The 18531-nt window shown below is 68.8% G+C and carries 19 protein-coding genes and 3 pseudogenes; 12 read left to right on the top strand and 10 right to left on the bottom strand.

Annotated features, from left to right (window positions below; translation table 11 throughout):
* Window positions 1-462: 462 nt before the first annotated feature.
* Window positions 463-1455: an IS481 family transposase gene (locus ACQP2F_RS14190; RefSeq protein ID WP_433304179.1), complete on the top strand. Its 993-nt coding sequence runs from the start codon at window positions 463-465 to the stop codon at window positions 1453-1455.
* 83 nt (window positions 1456-1538) lie between these two features.
* Window positions 1539-2412 (top strand): IS5 family transposase gene (locus tag ACQP2F_RS14185; RefSeq protein ID WP_433304177.1). Its coding sequence is split into 2 segments (ribosomal slippage): window positions 1539-1879 and window positions 1878-2412, totalling 876 coding nucleotides; the frame shifts between segments, so codons are not numbered across the junction.
* A 132-nt stretch (window positions 2413-2544) separates the two neighbouring features.
* Here ACQP2F_RS14185 and ACQP2F_RS14180 read toward each other — a convergent pair.
* Window positions 2545-2922, bottom strand: coding sequence for a hypothetical protein (locus ACQP2F_RS14180; RefSeq protein WP_433304175.1), 378 nt, complete (start codon window positions 2920-2922; stop codon window positions 2545-2547).
* A gap of 609 nt (window positions 2923-3531) precedes the next feature.
* Between ACQP2F_RS14180 and ACQP2F_RS14175 the strand changes: the two genes are divergently transcribed.
* Window positions 3532-3831, top strand: coding sequence for a hypothetical protein (locus ACQP2F_RS14175; protein ID WP_433304173.1), 300 nt, complete (start codon window positions 3532-3534; stop codon window positions 3829-3831).
* A gap of 323 nt (window positions 3832-4154) precedes the next feature.
* On the opposite strand, the gene ACQP2F_RS14170 is transcribed toward ACQP2F_RS14175, so the two are convergent.
* Window positions 4155-4505, bottom strand: coding sequence for a DUF6671 family protein (locus ACQP2F_RS14170; protein ID WP_433304172.1), 351 nt, complete (start codon window positions 4503-4505; stop codon window positions 4155-4157).
* Between the two features lie 178 nt (window positions 4506-4683).
* A complete protein-coding gene (locus ACQP2F_RS14165; RefSeq protein WP_433304170.1) occupies window positions 4684-4968 on the bottom strand; it encodes a helix-turn-helix transcriptional regulator in 285 nt (94 codons plus the stop codon).
* A 226-nt stretch (window positions 4969-5194) separates the two neighbouring features.
* On the opposite strand from ACQP2F_RS14165, the gene ACQP2F_RS14160 reads away from it, so the two are divergent.
* From ACQP2F_RS14160 to ACQP2F_RS14145, 4 genes and pseudogenes are all read left to right on the top strand, one after another.
* The gene (locus ACQP2F_RS14160; RefSeq protein ID WP_433304168.1) at window positions 5195-6607 is read left to right on the top strand and encodes a proton-conducting transporter transmembrane domain-containing protein; all 1413 of its coding nucleotides are present in this window, start codon (window positions 5195-5197) and stop codon (window positions 6605-6607) included.
* Window positions 6604-8487 (top strand): annotated as a pseudogene (locus ACQP2F_RS14155) (putative inorganic carbon transporter subunit DabA); the annotation flags it as partial. The gene ACQP2F_RS14160 and the pseudogene ACQP2F_RS14155, both read left to right, overlap by 4 nt.
* Before the next feature lies 1 nt (window position 8488).
* The gene (locus ACQP2F_RS14150) at window positions 8489-9145 is read left to right on the top strand and encodes a putative inorganic carbon transporter subunit DabA (protein WP_433304167.1); all 657 of its coding nucleotides are present in this window, start codon (window positions 8489-8491) and stop codon (window positions 9143-9145) included.
* Window positions 9142-9465 carry a DUF190 domain-containing protein gene (locus ACQP2F_RS14145; RefSeq protein ID WP_433304165.1) on the top strand — a complete coding sequence of 108 codons (324 nt, stop codon included), beginning with the start codon at window positions 9142-9144 and terminating at the stop codon, window positions 9463-9465. The genes ACQP2F_RS14150 and ACQP2F_RS14145 overlap by 4 nt, the downstream gene beginning before the upstream one ends.
* 393 nt (window positions 9466-9858) lie before the next feature.
* On the opposite strand, the gene ACQP2F_RS14140 is transcribed toward ACQP2F_RS14145, so the two are convergent.
* Window positions 9859-10236 (bottom strand): hypothetical protein, encoded by a 378-nt coding sequence (locus ACQP2F_RS14140; RefSeq protein ID WP_433304163.1) that lies wholly within the window; start codon window positions 10234-10236, stop codon window positions 9859-9861.
* Between the two features lie 724 nt (window positions 10237-10960).
* Here ACQP2F_RS14140 and ACQP2F_RS14135 point away from each other — a divergent pair.
* A complete protein-coding gene (locus tag ACQP2F_RS14135) occupies window positions 10961-11113 on the top strand; it encodes a hypothetical protein (protein ID WP_433304161.1) in 153 nt (50 codons plus the stop codon).
* Between the two features lie 84 nt (window positions 11114-11197).
* Here the strand turns inward: ACQP2F_RS14135 and ACQP2F_RS14130 are convergent, their stop codons facing one another.
* From ACQP2F_RS14130 to ACQP2F_RS14115, 4 genes are all read right to left on the bottom strand, one after another.
* Window positions 11198-11497: a hypothetical protein gene (locus ACQP2F_RS14130; RefSeq protein WP_433304159.1), complete on the bottom strand. Its 300-nt coding sequence runs from the start codon at window positions 11495-11497 to the stop codon at window positions 11198-11200.
* Between the two features lie 125 nt (window positions 11498-11622).
* On the bottom strand, window positions 11623-11862 hold the full coding sequence (locus tag ACQP2F_RS14125; protein ID WP_433304157.1) for a hypothetical protein: 240 nt from the start codon (window positions 11860-11862) through the stop codon (window positions 11623-11625).
* Between the two features lie 446 nt (window positions 11863-12308).
* On the bottom strand, window positions 12309-12485 hold the full coding sequence (locus ACQP2F_RS14120; RefSeq protein ID WP_433304155.1) for a hypothetical protein: 177 nt from the start codon (window positions 12483-12485) through the stop codon (window positions 12309-12311).
* Window positions 12486-12830: 345 nt separating this feature from the next.
* Window positions 12831-13094, bottom strand: a complete 264-nt coding sequence (locus tag ACQP2F_RS14115; RefSeq protein WP_433304153.1) for a hypothetical protein — start codon at window positions 13092-13094, stop codon at window positions 12831-12833.
* A 353-nt stretch (window positions 13095-13447) separates the two neighbouring features.
* On the opposite strand from ACQP2F_RS14115, the gene ACQP2F_RS14110 reads away from it, so the two are divergent.
* The 3 genes and pseudogenes from ACQP2F_RS14110 (at window position 13448) to ACQP2F_RS14100 (ending at window position 16394) form a co-directional block, all read left to right on the top strand.
* Entirely contained in the window at window positions 13448-15070 is a 1623-nt protein-coding gene (locus ACQP2F_RS14110) for a methyl-accepting chemotaxis protein (protein ID WP_433304151.1), read from the top strand.
* Window positions 15071-15153: 83 nt separating this feature from the next.
* Window positions 15154-15402 carry a hypothetical protein gene (locus ACQP2F_RS14105; protein WP_433304149.1) on the top strand — a complete coding sequence of 83 codons (249 nt, stop codon included), beginning with the start codon at window positions 15154-15156 and terminating at the stop codon, window positions 15400-15402.
* 176 nt (window positions 15403-15578) lie between these two features.
* Window positions 15579-16394 (top strand): annotated as a pseudogene (locus ACQP2F_RS14100) (IS5 family transposase).
* A 35-nt stretch (window positions 16395-16429) separates the two neighbouring features.
* On the opposite strand, the gene ACQP2F_RS14095 reads toward ACQP2F_RS14100, so the two are convergent.
* Window positions 16430-16660: a transposase gene (locus ACQP2F_RS14095; protein ID WP_433304147.1), complete on the bottom strand. Its 231-nt coding sequence runs from the start codon at window positions 16658-16660 to the stop codon at window positions 16430-16432.
* On the opposite strand from ACQP2F_RS14095, the pseudogene ACQP2F_RS14090 reads away from it, so the two are divergent.
* Window positions 16629-17453, top strand: a pseudogene (locus ACQP2F_RS14090) (transposase); the annotation flags it as partial. The gene ACQP2F_RS14095 and the pseudogene ACQP2F_RS14090 overlap by 32 nt on opposite strands.
* Window positions 17454-17916: 463 nt before the next feature.
* Here ACQP2F_RS14090 and ACQP2F_RS14085 read toward each other — a convergent pair.
* Complete coding sequence (locus ACQP2F_RS14085; protein ID WP_433304145.1) at window positions 17917-18363, bottom strand: STAS domain-containing protein; 447 nt, start codon at window positions 18361-18363, stop codon at window positions 17917-17919.
* Window positions 18364-18531 lie beyond the last annotated feature (168 nt).

Here is an 18531-nt window from a genome sequence, read left to right as displayed (position 1 = left end):
CGCCAGACAGCACGCGGGTCACCGGCGACCATTACGCCGACGCGTGACATCCGACGGCTCCCGTCATGGTCACCGTCCGGCGCCGGAAAAGGCGGGAAGACATCTTGCAGGATCGCGCCGGCTCAGGGCCGGGTCGGGCGTTGCCAGCCGTGCCGGTCGATGTGCCACTGGCCGGCGTCAGGCCACAGCTAGTAGATGCCGTCGGCCACCGCGCAGGCCTCGGCAATCGTGTCGAAGTGCTGTTCATGTTCGTGGTCGCCTCAGGGCAGTTGCATCGCGAACAGGTAGCCGCGCCCGTCGGTTAGCTCGTCCAGCAGCACCTAGTTGTGATGTCCGGGGACGTTGGTCGAGGAAGTGCGACCACTCGATCTGAGGATCGCGGGCTGATCTGGTGAACAGATGAAGGCCTCCGGCGGTGCAGTGGGGTTGTCGAGACACCACTGAGCAGCACTGGAGGCCTTCATGTCCCACGCTAATGCCGCGTTGACCCCGCGAGCGCGATTGCGGCTGGCGCGTCTGATCGTGGACCTCGGCTGGTCACCCTCTCGGGCGGCGGAACGCTATGACGTGTCCTGGCGTACCGCGGCGAAATGGGCGCAGCGTTACCGCGAGCACGGCGAGGCCGGCATGACCGACCGCTCGTCACGGCCGCGTTCACAGCCGAACCGCACCGCGGCCCCGCTGGTCCGCAAGATTGTGCACCTACGCCGCAGGCGACGCTGGGGGCCGGTCGCGATCGCCGACGAACTCGGCCTGGCCGCCTCGACGGTGCACGCCGTGCTGGTGCGCTGCCGGATGAACCGGCTCAGCCACCTCGACCGGATCACCGGCGAGCCCATACGCCGCTACGAACACCGCGCGCCCGGAGATCTGCTCCACGTCGACGTCAAGAAACTCGGCAACGTCCCCGACGGCGGCGGCTGGCGCTACCTCGGCCGGCAACAAGGCGACAAGAACCGGGCCCGCACCACGGGCAAGCGCCAGAACAAGTACCGCAATCCGTTGATCGGCACCGCGTTCGTGCACACCGTCATCGACGACCACTCCCGCGTCGCCTACGCCGAGATCCACAACGACGAAACCGCCGCCACCGCCACCGCTGTCCTGGCCAACGCGGTCGCCTGGTTCGCCCAGCGTGGTGTCACCGTCCGCCGAGTGTTGTCGGACAACGGCTCCGCCTACAAGTCCCACCTCTGGCGTAACACTTGCGCCGCGCTCGGCATCACGGTGAAAAAGACCCGCCCGTACCGGCCTCAAACCAACGGGAAGATCGAACGATTCCACCGCACCCTTGCCGACGGCTGGGCCTTCGCGAAGTTCTACTCCTCCGAGAAAGCCCGCCGCGCAGCGCTACCTTCATTCCTGCACGACTACAACCACCACCGACCCCACACCGCCATCGGCAAAGCCACACCCATCACCCGGTTAACCAACCTGCCTGGACATCACACCTAGTACAGCGCCCGCTGATCGCCGCGCCGCTAGGTTCTGTCTCTTAGATCAACGTGGCGATCATGGATGTCGATCGTTGATGTGGTGTGGCCCGTGGGGATCTGACGAACCAGGAATGGGCTGTGCTGGCGCCGTTGCTGCCGGCCCAGCCGGTTCAGGGCCGGCGGTGGCGTGATCACCGGCAGGTGATCAACGCGATCTGCTGGGTCAAACGCACTGGCTCACCCTGGCGGGACCTGCCCGAACGGTACGGGCCGTGGAAGACGCCGTACCAACGTTTCCGCCGGTGGGCGGCCGATGGCACCTGGGCAAGGTTGAAAGCCCAGGTCGTCACCCTCGCTGAACTCGACGACGACATCGACTGGGACGCTCAGGTCGACGCGACGATCGTGCGTGCTCATCAGCATGCTGCCGGGGCGGCAAAAGGGGGCTGGGGTCGCCGAAGCCCAGGCACGCGAAGGCATCGGACGTTCCCGCGGCGGGCTGACCACGAAGATCCACACCCTGGCCGATGGCCGGGGCCGCTCATTGGTCTCGCTGATCACGCCCGGGCAATCCGCCGACACCCGGCAGCTGATCCCGTTGCTGGACCGGGTCCGGGTGGCGACACCTGGCCCCGGCCGGCCGCGAGTACGTCCGAACTCGTTAACCGGCGACCGGGCCTATTCGTCACGGGCCAACCGGCAAGCCTTGCGGGACAAACACATCACTGCGACGATCCCGCAGCCACGCGACCAGATCGCCAACCGGCTACGCAAAGGCCGCAACGGCGGCCGGCCACCCGCGTTCGACCCGCACGCCTACACGCGGCGCAACCAGGTCGAACGCGGCTTCAACCGACGCAAACACCGGCGCGGACTGGCCACCCGCTACGACAAGCTGGGCGCCCACTTCCCAGCCACCCTCGACCTCGTCGAAATGCTCGACTGGCTCCACGCCGTACCCGACGGCCTTGATTAAGAGACAGAACCTAGTGGTGACGAAGGTGGCGCTCTCGCGGATAGGGCCGCCGGCATACCCAGGTTCATGCACCACGATCGCACAATATTCGCACAAATGTTTCACACCCGCCTTTGAGGGGCGGGTGGCAGATCACGACCAGCCGCAACATGGCGGGTTGGTGCTGCGGTGCCGATCCAGGATGGGGGCCAGCTTCTGGAAGCGGCGGACCGGGTTGAAGCTGTGGTAGATGGTGGTCGACCAGCCATCGGCATGCGCATGTTCGCGGCTGGAGATGTCGTCCAGGACTATCCGCAAGCGTTGCAGCGTCACGCGTGCCTGGACCGGGTTGGTGGCCACCGCATCTGCCGGGTAGGCGGCGGCGAGTTCGTCGCCGATCTTCCGCAACCGGTTATCGATCTCGATCAGCTCAGAGCCGAGACGGACGTGCCGGCAGATCGGCAATCCCACTGCGGTAGAGACCATGACCCACTCCTCAAGCAGAAATTCGCCCGCCGATACCCCGGTCATCGGAACGCCGCCAGCCGGCCTGAGACAAAGGGCCGGTCTGACCGTTTCCGAGGCCCCTGATATTTCTCGCAGTTCCTGAGCGAGGCGCTGGTAGCACTGCGGCAACGGCCCGACAACAGAGCGCTGTGGGGTCAGCGGAGACATAGCGGCGACGTAGCTGTGCGACGGTCCTCGCATGGCGAAAACATAGCTGGCTGAGGCCCTGGCGGCAGCGGCCACCGCGCGCGCGCTGACGCCGCGCGAGCGGATCGCGTACGTGGTTTACCACTCGGAGTGGACGAGCTTGGAAGACGGCCGCGAGCAGGCGCTGCACTGCGCTGAGGTGATCATTTCCGTGCTGAGTGACATGCCCGAGCCGATGACCAACTGCTCTGCCAGCGCGGAAAGTCAGGGCTGACGACCGCACGGAACCATCACCGGCCTGGGCGCACCTGCCGAGCTGATTCGTGATTGAACCGTCGACGGGTTGCAAGCATCGGCCGACGAGCTACCGGAGCTAAGATCCGTGCAATGTGCATGACATTCCGGCCTTTTCGGCGGCCACCCGCAGGCCCTCGACTGGCTTACGGTTGTCTCGGGCAAACTATCCGTCCCGGGGAGTTGCCGACGATGCCATCGTCCTACGAGCACGCCCACCGCCAACCGGTCACCGTCGTCATCACCGAGGGCAACACCCTCACCATCCGACTGACCGAGAAGATCAACATCGCCGCCGCCCCCGGGCTGCGAGATCATCCCGGTGGTGACCCGCGCCGTCCCGAGCAGGACCTGTGCAGACGCGCAACCTTCGAGGTCCAGATGCAGACCCACCCGTCCGCCCGGGCGGTGGCGTGCTTCGCATCTGCCAGCGGGAGCAGCGCCATTGAGCGCCGAGATGAGGTTCCGACGAGGCCGGCCGCTGCGTGGTGACCTGAGCCCTCGAGGGAGCCAGCGACGGCGGGCTCGGTGAGGGTCTATCGAAAACGGTCGTTTGTGTGATGGTAGGGCGCTGGGTTGACTGAGAGTCTGCTCGCCATCTTGGTCAGGGGTTGCAGTGTCGGCACCATTGCGGGTCGGCGGTGAGCTGGGGGCGCGGCACGCGGTTGTAGTGTAGGCAGCGCGGGCAGCCGTGCTGGTCGGCGGCGGTCAGGTCGGTGGCGGTGCCGCAGGTGGCGCAGGGCAGGCGGGTTCTGTGCCGGTGCGGCCGTAGCCAGGGCAGTCGCAGGCGGAACAGGTGGTGGCGAGTCGGCGGCTCATGCGCTCGCCGGGGCGGCGTGGCACGTCACGGCGGGTGGGTTGTGGGGTGCCCGCAGGTCTGGTTCCCGCAGTGCCATGCCGTCGGTGGAGCGTTGCGCGGCCTGATGGATCGCGGCAGTCAGGGTGGCCGCGTCAGTGATGCCCTTGTGGATGTGGCAGACATTTTCGCCGGTGGGCGGGCGCACGATGACGGCCTGTTCGCCGAAACCGGCGCGCTCCAGGAAGGGTGCGGCCTCGTCGATGGTGGCGACCCGGACTGGCTGGGGCAGGGCGATTGGGACGCGTTCACCCTCGATGATTTCGATGCCTCGCCCGGTGTCGCGGAACCGTAGCAGTTCTTCGTGCACCCACCATGGGTATCCCGGGCAGCGGGCCGTAGCTAGCCTCTGGCCAGGGCGAGCGGTAGCCCGGTGACCTGCACTGCGAGGGTTCCTTGGCCCGGGCGGCGTCTAGTGGGCTGCCGTTGCGTGGCACCTCGCCGCTGAACGTGCCGAACTACGACCGCGTCGCGGTAGGCGTCCACGATCAACGGCCTACAGGTGCCTGCAGCACGGCGAGGATCTCGCCGATGCGGTGCTCGCGTTCCAGGGGGTGCCGTAGCGGCAGGTCGGGGTTCAAGTCGTAGCGGTTGCGTCGGCCTTCGCGGACGCTGGTCAGGTAGCCGGCCTCGATAAGGTCGGCGACTATGCGCTGCGCGGCGCGTTCGGTGATGCCGACGCGTTCGGCCAGGTCGCGGTGCCGGATGTCCGGCTCCCGTGCGACGCAGAGCAGCACGTGCGAGTGGTTGGTCAGAAACGTCCAGTCGGCCATGGCGCCCCATCCTAGCGCAAGGGCGATCCCATATACGTGACTAACAATACACGACTCTGTTAATACGAAATTCGAGTCGCGTATTGTACGTCGCATGAATACGTCGGGGAGATTTCTCGTGACGGCCGCGGCGCCCGTGGTCGTCGTGGCGCTGCTACTGCTGGAAGTACTCGTCGCCGTCCTCGCCGGGACACGTCGACCCCGCGTCGCAACGCAGGTGGGGTGGATGACGGCCACGGCTGGGTTCGCAGTGGCCGCTGCGGCGGCCGTACCGGTGTGGCTGCACGGCCCGGCCACTGGTGCCGGGCCGCTGGTGGCCGACCGGGTCACCGTCACGCTGCTGCTGCTGGTGTGTGGGGTCGGCGCCGTCGCGCAGGGCTTCGGCGGACGCTATCTGGCCGGCGACCCGCGGCAGACCCGGTTCGCCGCCAGCGCAGGGCTGCTGACCGCGGCATCCGCCGCCCTGGTTACCGCTGCCACCGTGGTGGTGCTCGCCATCACGTGGACGGTCTCCGGCGTTGCGCTGGTGCTGCTGCTGGCCACTTATCCGCACCTGCCCGCCGCCCGCGACAGCGCCCGCCGTGCGGCCCGCGCTCTGCTCGTCGGTGACGCCGCGCTATGGGTCGCGGTCGGCCTGGTCGTGTCTCGCGAGGGCGATGTGGACTTGCGTCAGCTCGGCGCCACCGTGGGCGACGACCCGCTTCTGCCGGTGATTGCCTGCCTGGTCGTGGTGGCTGCGCTGGCCCACTCGGCGCAGGTGCCGTTCCACCGGTGGCTGCCCGCGTCGCTGGCCGCCCCCACGCCGGTCTCCGCCCTGTTGCACGCCGGAGTGGTCAACGGCGGCGGGGTGTTGCTGGTACGGCTCGACCCACTGGTCGGCCGGTCTGCCGCCGCGCTGTGGCTGGCCGTGACCGCCGGCGCGCTCACCCTGGTGTATGGAACCGCCGTGATGCTCACCAAACCCGACATTAAAGGCGCCCTGGTCTGGTCGACTACCGCCCAGATGGGATTCATGATCCTCACCTGCGGTCTTAGGCTGCCCGCCGTGGCGCTGTTCCACCTCATCGGCCACGGCATGTACAAGGCCACCCTGTTCCTCGGCTCGGGATCGGCGGTGGACCACCACCGCCGCCAGGTCGCCGCACCGCCCGCTCCACCAGTAACCGCCCGCCGGGCCGCCGTCGCCACGTACGCCCTCCTCTGGCCGGCAGCCGTGCTGGCGGCGACCTCGGCGATTCACCCGGTGACCGGTCCGCTTACGGTGTTCGCCTGGGCCACGACCGCCGCGGCGATCTGGGGTCTGCTAAGGCACGCGCCGTCCTGGCGACCCGGCCTTGTCGCCGCTGTAGGTAGCGCCGTCGTGCTGCCCACGTACCTCATGCTCGCCGGCGCCGCCACCGCTGCCTGGGCCCCCGGCGGCGGGCACAGCGGCACCACCGCGGCCGCCGGAGTCATCGCCGTGGTGGTCGGAGCCTTGATAGCTGTGTACGCCGCCCGGCACACCCCCGCCGCCAGCACTCTCTACGCGTGGACGGTCAGCACCGCCCACGTCACCACCCGGACCGAGCGGGCGCGCCGCACGCGACCGGCCTGCACCGCCGAGATGCCTACCACCGTCGCCTGGGGAGTGCCGTCATGACCGACCCGAGCACGCGGGCCGCGTTCCGCGCCGCCGTCACCATTGCCGCCCGTATCCTGCCGATGCACTACTCCCTGAAGGCGTTCATCGCCGTCAACCCGCTCGGCGGACTGGAGGAACTGCCGTTCGCCCTCGCCGTTGAGACGGCCCAGCAGTGGTACGGCGCGGCGGGCACCCTGCCGGAGACGGCCTTCCGCGCCGCGCACGCCGCCGGCCGCATCACCGACGACGACCTACGCACCGCGCTCATCGTGGCATACCCTGCGCTGCTCGACTCGCCCGGCGCCGTCCTCGGGGATCGCTACCTGAGCGCCTTCGAGCTGCTGCGCACCGACCTGCTGCACGGTCCGGTACCGCCGCCGCCGGCACGCACCGCGCGAACCCGCGCCGAGGAACACGCCCCCGCGGTGGCCGACACCGTCGATACACAGACCGGCAAGTGGTGCGCCGCATTCACCGGCGGGCAGGCGAGCTGGCCCATGCCCGGCCGCGACCGCGGCCTCTACCCCGCCTGGCGTAACCTGGCTGTGCGGGATCCGTCGCTGCCCCGCCGGGCTCGAGCGCTGCTGCGCGACCTACCCATCACCGCCGAGGACGCGGCCCTGGCGGCGCTGCACCGCCTCGGCGTGCCCGACCACGAACAGGCCGACTACCTACGCGCGCACCTGACCCGGATGCCAGGCTGGGCGGCCTACGCCCGCTGGTGCGGCGAACGCGCCGGCGACCGACACACCGGCCTGAACCTGGTCGCCTACCTGGCGATGCGGCTGTCGTACGAGGCCGCGCTGCTCGACGGCGCGGACCGCGGCCAGCCGGCCCCGGCCCAGTCCATCGTGGGCTGGGCGTCGCCGCGGCGCCGGGCCGCATCGGTGGCGGCCGCGTTGGGGCTGGCCGCCACCGACGAGCAGCTCACCGCGGCCGCCGCCGTGCTCGGGGCGGTCCCATCGGCGTCGCGGTCAACGCTGTGGCTGGCCGCCTACGAGGAGCACTACCGCCGCGACCTGTTGAGCACTCTGTCCGGTGACGCGCCCGCACCGGCCGCTGCGGCGCCGGACGCGCAGGTGGTCTGCTGCATCGACGTGCGCTCCGAGGGCCTGCGCCGCCACCTGGAGGAGCGCGGCCGCTACGAGACGTTCGGCTTCGCCGGCTTCTTCGCGGTGGCGATGCGCTTCCCCGGAATCCCCGGCGGCGAGACGGAGACACTGTGCCCGGCGCTGGTCGAGCCCGTCCACGAGGTCGCCGAGGTCGCCGCCGACCGGGCTGCCGTCGACCGGCACGTGACCGGGCTGCGCGCACTAGCCCGCGGCGATGACGCATGGCACGCCGCCAAGGACCACACTGTCGCGCCGTTCGTGCTGGCCGAGACGGCAGGCTGGGCGGCCGGGCCACTTGCCGCGGTACGCACCGCCGCGCCCGCCACCGCGGCGGCTATCCGGCGGCGGCTACGCCGCGCCGTCGCCCCGCCCGCCCACACCGAAATCGACGTCGCCAGCGCGATCAGCCTGTCCGAACGGATCCTGTACGCCCAGGCCGCACTCATCACGATGGGATTGACGCGCTTCGCCCCGCTGGTGGTGTTCTGTGCGCACGGCAGCACCACCGAGAACAACCCGTACCGGGCCGCGCTGGACTGCGGCGCCTGCGGCGGGCACCGCGGCGGTCCCAACGCCCGCGCACTGGCCGCGATCCTCAACGACCCGCAGGTCCGAGACGCGCTGTCGGACGTGGGCATCAAGGTCCCGCCGAGCACGTGGTTCGCCGCCGCCGAGCACGACACCACCACCGACCGAATCCAGGTACTCGACCCGCATCTGGTGCCCGAAGCGCTGCACCCGGTGCTCTCAACGCTGACCGCGGACCTGGCAGCCGCCGGCACCCGGCTTGCCCAGGAACGCTGCGCCGGCCTGCCCGGCGCCCCCCCTCCACGCCGACACCCCCACAGCCCGCCGGCACGCCGCGCGCCGGGCCACCGACTGGGCCCAGACGTACCCAGAATGGGGCCTGGCAGGCAACGCAGCGTTCGTCGTCGGGCCGCGCCAGCTCACCGCAGGACACAACCTGCGCCGCCGGTCATTCCTGCACAGCTACGACCCGCACATAGACCCCGACGGCACCGCCCTGGAAACGATCCTGACCGCCCCGATGGTCGTGGCCCAATGGATCAACTGCCAGTACTACTTCTCATCCGTCGCACCGCAGGTGTTCGGCGCCGGCACTAAAACGGTGCACAACGCCGTCGGTGGTGTCGGGGTCCTCGCCGGACCCGCCGGCGACCTGCGCATCGGCCTGCCCTGGCAATCCGTCGGAGTCGGGACCGCACCCGTGCACGAGCCGATGCGCCTGCTCACCGTCGTGCAGGCGCCGCTGTCCCGGCTGGACACCGTGATAGCCCGCAATCCAGTACTGCGCCGGCTGTTCGGCAACGACTGGGTGGCCCTGGCCGCCCGCCAAAACCCCGGCGAGCCATGGCTTCGCTGGCGCCCTGACGGGTGGCAGCCCTGGTCCCTGTCCGCCGCCGATCTGCAGGAGGCATCGTGAACCGGACCGACCTGACCCGCATGACCAAAGTAGAAGTGATTATCGTCGGAGCCGACGCCCCCACCGTGCTCGACCTCATCCGCGACGCCGGCGACACCGGCTGGACCAGCGTGTCCGGCATCTCCGGACTCGGCCACCACGGCCATCACCAGGGCCGACTGCTATTCAACCAGCAAGCAACACTCGAAATGATCATCACGGTGGTGCCGGACGACAAAGTGGATGCCCTGCTGGCCGGGCTGCGCCCGCTGCTCGCCGCCACCTCCGGCGTCATGTTCGTCAGCGACACGTGGGTCAGCCGACCCACCTACTTCACATGAGCCAGGCGGCGGCCATGCCGCCTGCACACCCCGCGATCACTCGGTACCGGTTACTCCGACACCACAGCGGCGAATGGAGCCTACGACGCGACGGCGCCGAACACTGCCGGTGGAACGCTGCCTGGCCTCCGGCTGCCATCCTGCGGATCGTAGCGCTCGCCATCCAGGCGGAAACCCGACAGCCCACCGTGTGGCGCCGGATGACGTTCGCCGGCCGACCCGTCGTCTACCTACCTGTCGCGGCGCCAGCCCGGGACATCCAGACGGCCCGGTCCACCCGCACCGCGCCGCGCCGCCACTCCCGGGCGCCGTAGCCCAAGACGGACGGGCCACCGTGCGGGAGGGCGAGCTGCGGGCGCTGTTTGACCGGCTCGACGGCCGCCTGCGACACCGTTAAGCCGCGCCACCGGCCGCGAGTAGCCAGGGGCGCAACTCTCCGGTTGGCTCGGCGGCCCGCCTCTGCCCGATGGCGGTCCGCCGATGCGCTTCCTCGCCGATCGGCTCCAGCGCACGCACGCGTACCGGCACGCCGTAGACCACCGAGACGGCCCGGTGCTCGCCGTCGCTGTGCAACCGCGGGAAGTCGCCGATGCGGCCGCGCAGCGCCGTGCCCTCATCCGGGTCGGCGGTCGCGTCCCGGATCAGCGCGGCGGCGACCTCGTGCGGGTACGGCCCGATGACGCACTCGACGTTCCAGGTGCGGCCACCCTCGCCCGGCCACCAGTCCAGCACGACGCCCGACAACAACTGGGCGTCCCTAATCGCGGCCATGACGCGGCCGAGGACCTGGTAGAACGTCGTGCTCTGCGGCCGCCTAGCCGGGATACGGTCTCGATCTGCATGCCCGAACCCTGCCCGGGCAACGGACCTCGACGGGTGACGACATCCGCGACGCGCGCCGAAATCCCTCATACGAGGCCTTTAGTCGAAACTTCAGCCGGGGCACCGTCTCGGTCCCCCTCCCCGGGCAGAGACCGCCGCGAGCGTCGAACCGCATGCGGGGAGGTGTGGCTGCTCGATGAGGCCAGCGTGCTGCCCGGCGGAATGCTCGCCCTCGTCGTCTCCGGCCCGGCCTACAACGCCGCCCGGCCGCGGCGCCTGGTCGTCGAGGTCGTCACCGAGACCCTGCTGGCCGCCGGCGCCCTGCTCGCCCGGCTGCCCCGCCCGCCTGGGCCAGCTCGGCGTGGCCATCATCGGCGAGCCGATGACCGTACCCCTGGCCCGGTTCCCCCGCGCCGGCGGCGAACCTGTCGCTACCCTGACCGCCGACGAGATCGACCTCATCACCTACGCCATGCGCGCCCTGATCGGCCGCCGACCCTAGCTCCCCTCCCCCCGCGATCTTTCCTCAAACGAGCCGCTCGATCGTCGTGGCCCAGGATGCCGCGATGCTGGCCTCAACTCACCAGTAAGGTTATCCAGCCACAGGTCGGCGAACCGCACGAAGCCGTCGACCTGCAGCCGTTCAGCGAGGGAGTTCAGCGCAGGGTTTGAGGTGGCGCAGCTCGCCGCGAAGTACGGCCAAGCGGCGGCCGGCCTCGGCGACTCGGGCACCAGCGGCTCGACGACGCTGCTGCTTTACGCCGCTGGTCAGCGCGCCACCACCAAGGAAAGTGTCGACGCCGGACCAGCCGGCAGCCGATTCTAGAATCTTGCGGGCTTCGGCGAGGGCGTGCTCGGCAGCGCCGGCGGCGGCTTGCGCCTCGATCAGCTCCCCGACCTCGGCGGCGAGCTAGCGGCGCCGTCCGGCGATGTCGGCAAGCTGCGCAGCGGGACCTGTCCCGGCTGTCAGCAGCCGGTGCTCGCGGTCCGCCACTAAAGCCGCGTACGCCGTGGGTGCCTTCGCCGTAGCGGCCAGGCGCGCGTCGACCTCGGCGAGTTCGGCGCGCAGGGCGTCACGCTGGGTTTGGGCCTGGGTTACCCGGTGGCCTACCGCCTCCGCCTCGGTGCGCTCCACCAACAGCGACTCGTCCCGCTTCCCCCGCAGCTGAGCAGCCACTCTGGTCCAGGTGAGCGGCTCCAAGCGCGCCACGTCATCCTGCTCCTGCGCGTGCCGGCTCTTCAGCTCGCGCAGCTGGCGGACGAGGTCGGTGATCGTGGTAGCCAGCTGCGCCCGGTGCGGCAGGACCGCGTTGCGTTCGCGGAGCTGACCTGCTGCTACACAAACAGCGGATCCCAGCCGGTCTCGATCAAGTGGGTGACATACGAACGGCGCAGCGAGTGGAAGTCCAGCCCGGCGTCCAGGCCGAGGGCGTCGCGGTAGGCCGACAGCCGCGAGTTGACCTGGGCCAGTACGACCCGCGGTGCCCGTTCGGAGGGCCACAGCGCCGGGTCCAGGGCGTCAAGGAAACCCCTGGTCGTCGAACTGACGCCCGGGCCACCGACCAGTCCCGGCACCCACCGACCGGCTACATCACCGCCTACAACAACGGCGTACCGGAAAAGACCAGCCAGCGGTCCCTTCCCCTCTAACCCGCAGAGGGCTCAGCCGAGCGCGGTGACGGCCTCGTGCAGCTCGCGTCGGCCCGGCGTCGTGGGAAAGCGGACGGTCAGCACGGTGTTCCTTGCCGATGCGGCCGAGCCGGTGAACACGGCCGCGGTGGCGCCGCGCAGCCCGAGCGCAGCCGCCCGGTCCGGCTCCGGCTCCGGCTCCTTTGTGGCGAGCGCGGTGTTGGCAAGTTTGGCCAGCAGGTGCCCTGGTCGCGCCGTAGGTGCCCCTCTTGATCTTGGCTTCGAGGATGCGCGCGGCCGTCACGGCGTGTCCGCAGGCCCGGTAGCCGTCGGCGGACTGCTCCTCCAATACGTCTAGGCTGTATTGGTGCAGGTAGACCGGCGCGGCGGGGTCATGATCGGCGGGGTACTCCCCGCAGGAGGGTGCCGGCGTCGTCGATCTGGCGCTGGAAGCGGGTGGCGTCGCCCTCGAGCGCCCGGTCGCGAGCCTCTTGCTGGGCGGCCAGGGCGTGCAGCCGCGGGTTCGTCGCGCCGGGCCCCTTGCGGGCGCTGGCCGCCAGCTCGATCACCTCGCGGGCGTTGTTGTCGGGCAGCGCGATGTTCGGCGGTGCCGGCCCACCCGATCCGTGCCTCGCCGGTGCGCGGGGTGTGCAGGCCGACCTCTGCCGGTCGGGTGTCGCGCATCCCGCCCGGGCCGGTCACGGTCACCGGGTATGGGCTGACGATGGTGACCGGTCCGGCCGTGTCGTGCCCGGCGGGACCGGCGACCTCGGGCGCCAGCACGGACACCACGAGTTTCTGCTCGTCGTCGGCCAGCCACAGATGTTCCGGGTTGCGCCCACCCGGCCGGGCCATCGCCGTCATAACCATCGATGGTCACCTACGGGTACGACACCTTCACCATGCGCCGAAGCTCAGCTGATCTGCCAGCCGGACTTCCAGCAGGGGAACTCCGTGCTGAAGATGTCGAACGTCAGCTCCAGAGTGTGGGCGGCCGGGGCGAACATCGCTGTGTACTGCAGGTCGGCGGAGTTTAGCGTCCAACGCCGGTCGCGGCTGTCGCGGACGAACAGCAGCCGCCACTCGTCCGGAGCGGTCTCGATGAGGCGTTGCAGGCTGCGCCGGGACCGCTCGGGCAGTGCGAGATGACGGATCCGGCTGTGTCCGACGATCGCCATCGGGACGATGGTCCTACCGCGCCGGGCCGAATGTCAGTGCGTCGAAGCTCAACTGGGCCGGGCCGGCGCAACCGGGTCGCCTCATCGTGTCCCGGTACGTCCGCCATTGGGCGAGCAGCCGGTCTTGGCATCAGGTTGTCGAGGTAGGGGCAACGGGATCACGGTTTCCTAGTGGGTGTTGCGGCTCATTGGTTCGGGAGGTGCGCCGATAGGAATACCGGCGCTCGAGGTCCGACATCGGACTTGGTATGTCGGATGTCAGAGCGCTGGTTCGGCTTTCTCGTCCCGGTGATTTGCGCGGAAGGTGCGTTGCCGGGCAAGTGAAACGTCCACAGTTTCGGGAAGAGGAATGTATGAGCTCGATGGAGGCGCCGGTGACGGTCCGTAGGCGGTTCGCGTTCGCCGATTGGAGCGTGAACACCAAGATTTTGGCGGCGACTGGGCTGGCGGTAACGGTCGGTGTAGTGGTCGGTGTGATCGGTTTGAAAGGTTTGGCCGGAGCTAACCGGTCGGCTCAACTGATCTACGGCAGCAATGTGGCCAGCGTGGAAGCGTTGAGCGATCTACGCTCGTCGACAAACCGTGCCCGAGTGGATTTGGCGAACCAACTGATCAGTAGCAACGCGGCGAACGACCAGAAGTACGAGCAGGCTTTCCAGGACGACCTGGCCGCAGTCCAGACGGCGCTGGACGCCTACCGCACCAGTCATCCGGCCGGTGATCCGGCGGTGATCGCCGACGTCGACACCGCCTGGCAGACGTATGTTGAAATCGCCAAGGACAAGCAGCTGCCCGCTGGTGAGCGCAACGACTTCACCGCGTGGGAGAAGACCCGCGACACCGAGATCGCACCGTTGATGGCGCGGGTCAGCCAAGACCTGCAGGTATTAGACGCTGCGGAACGGGCCGACGCGGCCGGTAACGCCGCGTCGGCGCAGTCGCGCTACGACTCCAGTCGCACCACGATGCTGCTGCTGCTGACGGTGGGTAGTTTGCTGGCGGTCGGGCTCGGGGTGTGGGTGGCCCGCCGGATCGTGCGCTCTCTGACCAGCGTCCAGCAGGTGTGTGAAGGGTTAGCGGCCGGTGACCTGACCCGCGCCAGTGGGCTGTCCAGCCGTGATGAGCCGGGTCAGATGGGCCGGGCGTTGGATGCTGCACTGCAGCAGCTGCGCATGACGGTATCCACCATCGACGGGTCGGCGGCCTCGCTGGCGGGGGCGTCGGAGCAGATGTCGGGCACCGCGCAGCAGATCGCGGCGTCGGCGCAGCAGGCAGCTGTGCGGGCGCAGGCGGTGTCGGCGGCGGCCGATGAGGTGTCGCGCAGCGTCGAGACGGTGTCAGCGGGCAGCGAGCAGATGGGGGCGGCGATCCGGGAGATTAGCGTGAATGCGTCCGAAGCGGCCCGGGTGGCCGCGGAGGCGGTCACGGTGACCGCGGCGACTTCGGCCACGATGAACCAGCTGGGTGATTCCTCCGGCGAGATCGGTAACGTCATCAAGACGATCACCGCGATCGCTGAGCAGACAAACCTTTTGGCGTTGAACGCCACCATCGAGGCCGCCCGGGCCGGGGAGGCGGGTAAGGGCTTCGCGGTGGTGGCCTCCGAGGTCAAGGACCTTGCGCAGGAGACCGCCCGGGCTACCGAGGACATCTCCCGGCGGGTCCAGGCAATTCAGGCCGACACCACTGGCGCGGTCAAAGCGATCGAGCAGATCTCGGAGGTGATCGCCCGGATCAGTGATTTCCAGACCACCATTGCCTCCGCTGTGGAGGAGCAGACCGCGACCACGGCCGAGATGAACCGCAGCGTCGCCGAGGCCGCCGGCGGCACTAGCCAGATTTCGCAGAATATTGTTGGTGTCGCTGATGCTGCCCGGATCACCAGCGACGGCGTCCACCAGACTCAACAGGCCACCGCCGAACTAGCACGCATGTCCACCGAACTACGCGAGCTGGTCAGCCGATTCCGCCACTGACACCCACTGTTGCCGCAGCCCTGTTGCCGCTGCCCCTGTTGCCGCTGCCCCATTTGACGATCCGGTCTAGTAGGAGGTTGTTCGTGGCACCTGACAACGTGGCACCGTGGGCCCAGCCGATCGACGACGAGCAGGACGTCGTCAACGCCTTGCTTAGCAGCGCGGTCGGGGCCGGACACACCGTCGAGCGGCTCCACGCGCTGGCCGCCACCGATCCGCACATCGACCGGCAAGCAACCGACGACCTGATCCAGGCCATCGCCGCCATGACGAGCGCGCGCCGACGGCTGCTGCACTACGCCCAGCAGCTCAGCAATAACACCGATCCCTGACCAAACGCCGCCCGCCCCAGGCCCGCTGAAGCCCCGAGCGGGGCTGGACGTTTGCCATCGGTCCTAACAACGCCTGCTCCATCGCCGTCGCCCAGCCGGCTCGAGTTGATTGCCGAAGGCGCAAGATAAGAGCGGCTAACGCGATCTCGTGAATCGGTGTTGATCGTTGATGGGCGATGGCGTCGGGGTTCGTACGGCGGCACGTGAGTAAGCCGTGGATCGTTGACGACGCGCTGTGGATTCGAATCGAGCCGTTGCTGCCGCCGTGGCGGGACAGGGCTTCGGGACCACGGCCGGTACCGGACCGGTAGTGCCTGCAGGGCATCCTGTTCGTGCTGTACACCGGCATCGGGTGGGAAGACCTGCCCCAAGAGCTCGGGTTCGGCTCCGGGATGACCTGCTGGCGCAGGTTGAAACGCTGGTCCGACGCCGAGGTGTTCGACCGGCTGCACCGGCTGCTGCTGGCCGAGCTGAATGCGGCCGGGCGCATTGATTGGTCTAGGGCGGCGATGGACGGCAGTCACATCGATGCGAAAAGGGGGGCGCCGGCACAGGTCCATCGCCGGTCAACCGCGGCAAGCCGGGCAGCAAGCACCACCTGATCTGCGACGGCCTCGGCACCCCGCTCAAGGTGCTCATCACCACCGCGAACGTGCCCGACATCAGCAAAGCCGTCGAGTTGCTCGACGCTGTCCCACCCATCGCCGGGCGACCCGGCCGTCCGCGGCGGCGTTTCCCGGTGTTGCTGGCCGACAAAGGCTACGACAGCACGGGTTTCCGCGAGGCGTGCCGCCGGCGCGGGACCGAGCCGGTCATCCCGCGTCGCGGCGGCAAGAACATCAAAGGCCTCGGCCGGCTGCGCTACGTCGTCGAGCAGACCTTCGGTCTGCTGCACCAGTTTCCGGAGACTCGCTATCCGCTGGGAACGCCGCCTCGACATCCATGACGGCTTCGTCAGCCTCGCCTGCGCTCTCATCTGCTGGCGCGACTGATCAACTGGACCGTATAGAGATCGTGTTAGCGCTTCTTATGGATCGCGACGCCGACACTTCCCCGATGAGGCAACGGATGATCTCGCGTTCGCTGAGGCCTTCGGCGGTGCGGCGTTCGAGGTAGGCGCGGGTGGGTCGTGGTGGCGTATCCGGACGAGGGTCAGGATGTAGAGGGCGCTGTTGGCGGCGCAGTCACCGCTGCGGCTGAGACGGTGCCGGCCGGTGGTTCGACCGCTGCTGCGTGCGGGCAACGCGGGGTCGAACACCGCGGCGGGTCACGTCACTGTTCTCGATCACGCGTTGCAGCAGATCCCCGAGCAGCATCGTTACGGCAAGCCGATCCTTGTTCGCTGCGATTCGGCGGGCAGCAGCCACGCGTTCCTGGCCCATATCAGCCGTCTGCGCCGGCAGGGTCTGGACACTGAGTTCTCCGTCGGTGTCGCGATCGGCGAGCAGGCGCGCACGGCAATCACCGCCGCGACCGACTGGGTTCCCGCTCCGGACGGTGATGGCAGTCTGCGTGACCAGGCGGAGGTCACGGAGCTCACAGGCCTGATCGAGGCCGCCGCGCTGGCCGGCTTCCCAGCCGGCACGAGTTGATCTGCCGACGCAAGGCGCCGCACCCGGGCGCTCAGCTGTCGCTGTTCGACCAGGTCAACGGCATTCGGCACCAGGATTTCGCCACCGACACACCACAGCGCCGGCCTGTCGATCCAGTTCCTGAAGGTCCGCCACCGCGCTCACGCCCCGGTCGAGGACCGGATCCGCCGCGGCAAGAGCACCGGGTTCAGCCGGTTCCCGTCGCGGCGGTTCGCGATCAACCAGGCCGGTTGCAGCTGGCCTTGACCAGTGTCGACCTGCTCGCCTGGACCCAACACCTGCTGTTGGACGGACCTCTCGCCCTGGCCGAGCCGAAGAAACTGCGCTACCGGCTGCTGCACGTCGCCGCGAAGATCAGCCGCACCGCCCGGACCACCACCCTGCCAATCGCCGAAGGCTGGCCCTGGACCGAACTACCTCATCCGGACGTTCCACCGGCTCAGTGAACTACCGAACCCGTTACCTGAAACAAAATCCGCCGCACCGACGACCAGGACCCACGGCGCAACCCGGCCTACGGCCGGGCAACACCGCCTGCCCACAGCCCCATCACCAAGCCCGGACAACCATGATCACTGACCACACCGAACTACGCCGCCTAATGAAAGACGGAGGCCAGCTAAACGAGCTTGGCCGGCCCTACAGCCAGGACCGGCAAGAACGTACCATCGGTAATTGGTGAATACCGACACCGGTCAGGCTGAACCACAGGTCGGCTAGATCACAAGACCCTCTCTGGCGTTCGCCCGCCCGTCGGATCCGGTGTAGGGCACTCTGCCGCCTGGCCGTCATACGGCACTGGGAAAGCACAATAACGCCGACAGCCGCCGCTCCAACCAGCCATCCTCTTGAAGCCGCACTGCGGACACGTGAGCGCTGGTCCACCCGGGCCTGCCCAAATCCGAGGCCTCCTCACCTGGTCCTACGTCAATGCAGGGCCGCGCGAGGCCGTCTCCCGCACAGTGATATGCCGCCTCAGTGCTGGGCTGGTCTGCGACGTCTCCGCCTCACCCTGGCTGGTTTCGATCTCTATCAGCGTGGCGGCGTCGCAAAGCTCAAGAAAGTTCATCGGCTGGCCGGTGCAGTTGACCACAAGCAGCTGACAGCCGGACTGGCGCGCCCGAAAGGACAACTCAACCAGCACGGAGACCGCGGTAGCGCCGAGGAACTCGACATCAATCATGTCGATCTCCAGCGTATGGACACCATCGCGGTCCAGGGCCCCGAGGAGAGCGGCACGGAGCCGCGCGCTGCCGTCAGCGTCCAGACGAGGAAAGCGATAGACAAGTCGACCCGGCTGTTGTCTAGAGGATGTGGCGTCACCGGCCAGGCCTTCATCCACCGTCTTCTCCTCTTGAAAGGGCAGCAACCATCTGAGGCTAAATCGACGCAGTAATCGACGCAACATAGTCGCCCATTAGTTGAATTGTTCGGGTCGTCTGCGCCCTGCACCAGGTCGCAGCGCGCCCTCGAGCTCGGTCCGGTGCGCGTCCACGCCGTTCCGCCTCGACGCCGGGCGCAGCCGGCGGCCCGGTGA

Origin of the sequence: Actinoplanes sp. CA-030573, from assembly GCF_050951115.1 — a bacterium.
Classification (GTDB): Bacteria; Actinomycetota; Actinomycetes; order Mycobacteriales; family Micromonosporaceae; genus Actinoplanes.
The sequence above is the reverse complement of the archived record's forward strand: the minus strand, read 5'-3'. Positions and strand labels throughout refer to the sequence as shown.